The 5,513-nt window shown below is 76.7% G+C and carries 4 protein-coding genes and 1 pseudogene; 4 read left to right on the top strand and 1 reads right to left on the bottom strand.

The genetic code is table 11. From position 1 onward, the window contains the following. Positions 1-391, top strand: a pseudogene (locus GTW67_RS14570) (histidinol-phosphate aminotransferase family protein); the annotation flags it as partial. 90 nt (positions 392-481) lie between these two features. Here GTW67_RS14570 and GTW67_RS14575 read toward each other — a convergent pair. After that, positions 482-940, bottom strand: a complete 459-nt coding sequence (locus tag GTW67_RS14575; RefSeq protein WP_161165244.1) for an RrF2 family transcriptional regulator — start codon at positions 938-940, stop codon at positions 482-484. A 70-nt stretch (positions 941-1,010) separates the two neighbouring features. Between GTW67_RS14575 and GTW67_RS14580 the strand changes: the two genes are divergently transcribed. The 3 genes from GTW67_RS14580 to GTW67_RS14590 form a co-directional block, all read left to right on the top strand. Continuing rightward, entirely contained in the window at positions 1,011-3,740 is a 2,730-nt protein-coding gene (locus GTW67_RS14580) for a beta-galactosidase (protein WP_237518852.1), read from the top strand. A 214-nt stretch (positions 3,741-3,954) separates the two neighbouring features. Then, the gene (locus tag GTW67_RS14585) at positions 3,955-4,485 is read left to right on the top strand and encodes a toxin (RefSeq protein ID WP_161165246.1); all 531 of its coding nucleotides are present in this window, start codon (positions 3,955-3,957) and stop codon (positions 4,483-4,485) included. Further along, a partial coding sequence (locus tag GTW67_RS14590) for an MAB_1171c family putative transporter (RefSeq protein ID WP_161165247.1) occupies positions 4,482-5,513 on the top strand: 1,032 nt, incomplete at its 3' end. The genes GTW67_RS14585 and GTW67_RS14590, both read left to right, overlap by 4 nt.

A 5,513-nucleotide genomic window follows, 5' to 3' on the forward strand; every position in this document is an offset into this window, starting at 1 on the left:
GGCACCCCAGCAGGTCCCGCAGCCGCCGCCGTACGCGCAGCCGACGGCGCCGTATCCCCAGCCGGTGCCGGCCCCCCAGTCTGTGCCGGTCCCCCAGCCGGCGCCGTACCCCGAGCCCGCGCCGGTCCCCCAGCCGGCGTCGTACCCGCAGCCCGCGCAGGTCCCGAGGCCCGCGCCCGCACCGGCGCCCGTGCCCGCCCCGGCTCCGGCCGCCGCGGCGGTCGGGTATCCCGTGCCCACCGGTCCCACCCCGCCCGGCGTCCCGGCCCGCGGGGGTCTCACGGCCGCGCAGGTCCGGGGTACCAACGGCCTGGACCCGGTCCCGGCGACCGGCCGTTCGGGCCCGCAGCAGGCGTGGCCGAACGCGGCGGGCATGGGCCGCACCGGCTGACTCGCTGTGCCGGCCGGGCGGGCCGTGACCCGGCCTGCTCCTGAGTGGCGCAAGGGTCGCCCCCTTGAAGGGCTCCCAGGGCGGGGACCCCTACGGGTTCTCCCACGCCGCCGGTTCGGCCGCCAGCCGCCGTACCGGGTCCGGCAGCGCGTCCGCCGCCAGGTCCGCGATGGTCACGCCCTCCAGGATGCGGCGGACGTTGGCGCGCAGCGCCACCCACAGCGGCAGCAGCGGTCCCGCCGTGCCCGTGTAGACGAGGCCCGTCGGCCGCTCGCCGCGCACCGAGACGATCGGCCCGTCCACCGCCCGGATGACGTCCGCGACCGTGACCTCGGCCGCCTCGCGCGCCAGCCGGTATCCGCCGCCCCCGCCGCGCCGGCTCTCCACGATGCCGCCCCGGCGCAGGTCTCCGAGGATGCCCTCCAGGAACTTGTGCGGGATGTCCTGGGCGGTGGCGACCTCCTCCGCCTTCACGGGGCGGTCGCCCTGCCGTACGGCGAGTTCCAGTACCGCCCGTACCGCGTAGTCCGCCCGTGCCGAGATCCTCATACGACCATTGTGCGGGGCGTTGTGGACAATGGGCCCGGCACCAGCGGTACAGGCAACAGGAGAGGCTCCCTTGGAGCTCAGCAGACGAGTTTTCAGCGCCCTCGCGGGCACCACCGTCCTCGGTCTCGCCCTCGGCGGCAGCATGAGCGGCGGGACGGTGCAGGCGTCCGGCGCCCCCGGCCCCGTACCCACCGGGCCGCCGCCCGCGCCGCCCGGCGCCGACGGGAGGCGCCACCGGATCGCCTTCGACCGGCACTCGCTGCTGATCGACGGCAGACGCCTCGCGCTGTGGGCGGGCGAGCTGCACCCCTTCCGGCTGCCGAGCCCGTCCCTGTGGCGGGACGTCCTCCAGAAGATGCGGGCGTCCGGCTTCAACGCGGTCGACGTGCCCGTCGCCTGGAACCAGCACTCCCCCGCCCCGGGGCGGTACGACTTCACCGGCGTCCGCGACCTGGACCTGTTCCTGCGCACGGCCGCCGAGACCGGTCTGTACGTCGTCCTGCGGCCGGGCCCGCACATCGGCGCGGACGTCGACGCGGGCGGCCTGCCGGGCTGGCTGACGTCGGCCGGGGACGGCGCCGGGACCACCGGCCCGGCGTTCCGGCGGCACGCCGACGAGTGGCTGGGCCGCGTCGACGCGATCGCCGCCCGGCACCAGTACACGCGGGGCACCGGCACCGTCCTGCTCTACCGGCTCGACGCCCCGCACGGCGACCTGCTGAGCCGGCTGCGGGCGAAGGTCCGCGCGGACGGCATCGACGTACCCGTCCTCCACGAGGGCGCCCCGGTCGACCTGGCGAAGGCGCCCCGCACCGCGGACGCGGCCGAGGCGCGCCGGGTCCACCTCACCGGCCTCGCGGACGGCACCGCGCTGCACCACGCGGGCCCGGTGTTCGGCGGGACCTCGTGGGGCTGGCTGGCCGCGCCGTCGGCGCCCACGCCCACGTACGACCCCGCGGCGGCGATCGACGAGGGGCGCAGGCCCACGGACCGGCTCGCCCCGCTCCACCAGTTCGGCCATCTCCTGCGCCACGTCCCCGACCTGGCGCGGCTGGACACGGCACCCGCCGTCCGCGCCGCCGACGCCCGGATCCGGGTGCGCCACCTGGCCAACCCGGACACCGGCGCCCACGTGTACGTGCTGCGCAACGACTCCGCCGCGGACGTGACCTCCACGCTGCGGATGGGTGGGACCGACGTGCCGGTCACCGTGCCCGCGCGGGACGCCAAGCTGCTCGCCGCCGGGCTCGACCTGGGAGGGGGCCGCAAGCTCGCCCACGCCACCGTGCAGCCGATGATGACCCTGAGCGTGGGGCGGCTGGACATCGCCGCCTTCGTGGGCCGCACCGGCGAGATGGCGCACCTCGTGCTGGACTGCCCGGAGGAGCCCTGGCCGACCCGGCTGGACGCGGAGGCCGCCTGGGCGTACGACAAGGACCAGTTGCACGTGACGGTGCCGCTCGGGGCGTCCGGTCTGGCCCGGGTGCGGGTGCGCAGCGCCGGCTCCGACCGCACGCTGCTGCTGCTCTTCGCCGACGACGCGGTCTCCCTGCGGCTGTGGCCGTACGAGACGCCGTCCGGCAAGGGGCTCGTGTACGGCCCGGCGCTGCTGCGCGACGCCGTGCTGGACGGCGACACGGTGCGGCTGACCGGTGATACCACCGACGCGTACGGGCTGGAGGTGTGGGCGCCGCGCGGCATCACGCGTGTGTCGTGGAACGGCCGCGCGGTCACCACGACGACCAGCCTGGCCCAGAGCCTGGGAACCAAGCAGCCGCTGCCCGGCGTACCGGACCTGGCGCTGCCCGCGCTCGACGGCTGGCGGCGCCGCGAGGAGAACCCGGAGGCGGAGCCCGGTTACGACGACTCGGGCTGGACGGTCGCCGACCGCACGACGTCGTACGGCACGACGCCGGTGCCCGACGAGCAGCCCGTGCTCTTCGCCGACGACTACGGCTTCCACTACGGCGACGTCTGGTACCGGGGCCGGCTCACCGGCGCCGCCGGCCTGGAGTCCGTCTCCCTCGCCTACAGCACGGGCGCGCGGGGGATGCTCATGGCCTGGCTGGACGGGGAGCCGCTGGGCACGCACCGCCTGGATCAGGAGGGCGGGGAGGGCACGTGGACCGGCACGGCGGGCTTCCGGCTGCCCGCGGGACTGCGCGAGCGGCTCGGCGAGGAAGGGCGGTCGTCCTCCCCCGTGCTGTCCGTCCTGGTCCGGCGCACCCAGCGCGGCCAGCACGACGACCGGGCGGCCCGGGGGCTCACGTCGGTCACCTTCGGGGGCACCTCGCCGGAGGTGCGCTGGCGGCTGCGGGGCGCGGCGGCCCCCGACCCGGTGCGCGGGCCGCTCAACAACGGCGGGCTGTACGGGGAGCGCAAGGGCTGGCACCTGCCCGGGTACGACGACGGCGGCTGGGAGTCCGTGTCCCTGCCCCGCGCGGACCGGCGGCAGGGCGTCACCTGGTACCGGACGACGTTCCGGCTGGACGTCCCGCCGGACGTCGACGCCTCGGTCGGACTGACCCTCGACGACGACCCGGACCGCGACTACCGCGTCCAGGTCTTCCTGAACGGCTGGAACATGGGCGAGTACGTGGCCGGCGGCGCCCCGCGCACCCTCGCGCTGCCGAACGGCATCCTGCGCACGCGCGCCGCCGCCAACACGCTCGCCCTGGCGGTGCTGGCCGGCGACGGCACCGAGGCGGGGCCGGGGACGGCACGGCTCACCCTGCTGGGCAGCGCGGCCGGAGGGGTGCCGGTGACCCCGGTCGCCTCCCCCGGCCACCAGGGTTCCTGACGCCGCGTCAGTCGCACGGAACGGCGGTCTCCGGATCGCGGGACGCGGGCGGACGCGGGCACGTAACCTCGGCAGGACCGCACCGCCCGCGACCACGGCGCGCGGGCCGCCGGGTCACCGCCCGGAGGTGGCCGAGCAGGCCGGAGTCTTGGCATATTGCACGGGTGGACCGCACGACCCCGCCACAAGCGGAACGGGACCCGGGAGGAGAACGGTGCGTACGAGCAGGCAGATGCGTCGCCTCGCCGACGTGCTCATCGACCCCATCCGCGTGCCGGTCCCCGCGGACCCGGAGGCCCTGTTCGAGGCGCTCGTCGCGTCCGTCGCCGCGTGGCGGGGCCGCGAGATCGTGGTCCGCCGGGAGACGTTCCCGCCGCACACCGCCAGCGGGCTGTGGCTGGAGGCCGGGACGCACGACGTCGTCGTGGTCGACCGGCGGGCCGCCGTCTGGCACCAGATAGTGATCCTGTGCCACGAGGTGTGGCACATGAGCCGGCACGCGGCGGACACGGAAGCGGAACCGCCCCCTGCCGGGGACGGCCGGCCCCGCCCCGTCGCCGCGCGCACCGACTTCAGCCTGACCGAGGAGCAGGAGGCCGACCGCTTCGGCATGCTGATGGGCCGCCGGCTCCGCGACTGGCTGGAGGCCCCGCGGGACTCCGTGTACGCGGCGCACGACGACGACGCCGAGGGCCTGGCCGGACGCATCGGCGCCGCGCTCAACTACCGCGGGCCCCACCGGTGAACGGCCTCGCCAACTACGTCAGCTGCGCCGTGCTGTGGCTCGGCCTGGCGGCCCGGGCCCCCGACCTCGTACGCCACCGGCACGACCCCTATCTGCGCTCCCTGTGCGCGGTGCTGGGCCTGGCCGGGCTCTGCTTCCTCCTCGGCGCCCCGCCGACCGTCGGCGCCGTCAACCGGCTCGGCGGCGTCCCGAACCTGGCCGCGCCGCTCACGTACGCGTCGATCACCGCGTACGGCGCCGCCGCGCAGGTGCTGATCGTGTACTGGCGCGGCGGGCCCCGGGTGCGCGTCGTCGCCCGGCGCTGGATCCTCGCGTACGCGCTCGTCGTCCTCGGCATCGCGGTCGCCTTCGCGCTGGGCGACGCGCCCGTGGAGCGCCGGACCGACCTGGACACCTACTACGCGACGACGCCGTACATCGGCCAGATGATCGTGCTGTACCTGGCCGGGCACCTCACCGCCGTCACGGTCACCACCGTCTCCGCGCTGCGCTGGGCCCGGCGGGTGCGCGGCCCGCTGCGGGTGGGGCTGACCGTCCTGGGCGCCGGCACGCTGTGCAACGCCGGGTACAGCGTCGCCAAGCTGGCCGCGGTGGCCGCCCGCTGGAGCGGCCGGGACTGGCCGGTGCTCGTCACCGGGATCTCCCCGGCGGCGGCCGCGGTGAGCGCCGTGCTGACGGTCGCCGGGATCCTGATCCCGCTGGTCGTGCCGCGGGTGGCCGAGTGGCGGCGGGCCGGGCGAGCGTACGCGCGGCTGGCGCCGCTGGAGCGGCTGCTCGACGACGTCCTCACCCGGCGCTCCCTGCGGCTGCCCCGGCCCCGCCTGGCCTCGCCCGCGACCCGGCTGGTGTGGCGGCAGACCAGCATCCACAACGCGCTGAGCCATCTCGCCCCGCATCTCGACGGCGCCCTGTACGACCGCACGCGCGAGGCCGTGCTGCGGGCCGGCGGCGACCGCGAGCGGGCCGAGGCGCAGGCGTGGGCGGCGGCCGTGGCCTCGGCGGCGCGGGACCCGGAACTCTGGGACACT

The organism is Streptomyces sp. SID5910 (assembly GCF_009862125.1).
Classification (GTDB): domain Bacteria; phylum Actinomycetota; class Actinomycetes; order Streptomycetales; family Streptomycetaceae; genus Streptomyces.

What these genes read in the sequence shown, in the direction of transcription:
- GTW67_RS14575 (WP_161165244.1), bottom strand. Translation starts at nt 940, where the DNA reads ATGAGGATCTCGGCACGGGCGGACTACGCGGTACGGGCGGTACTGGAA.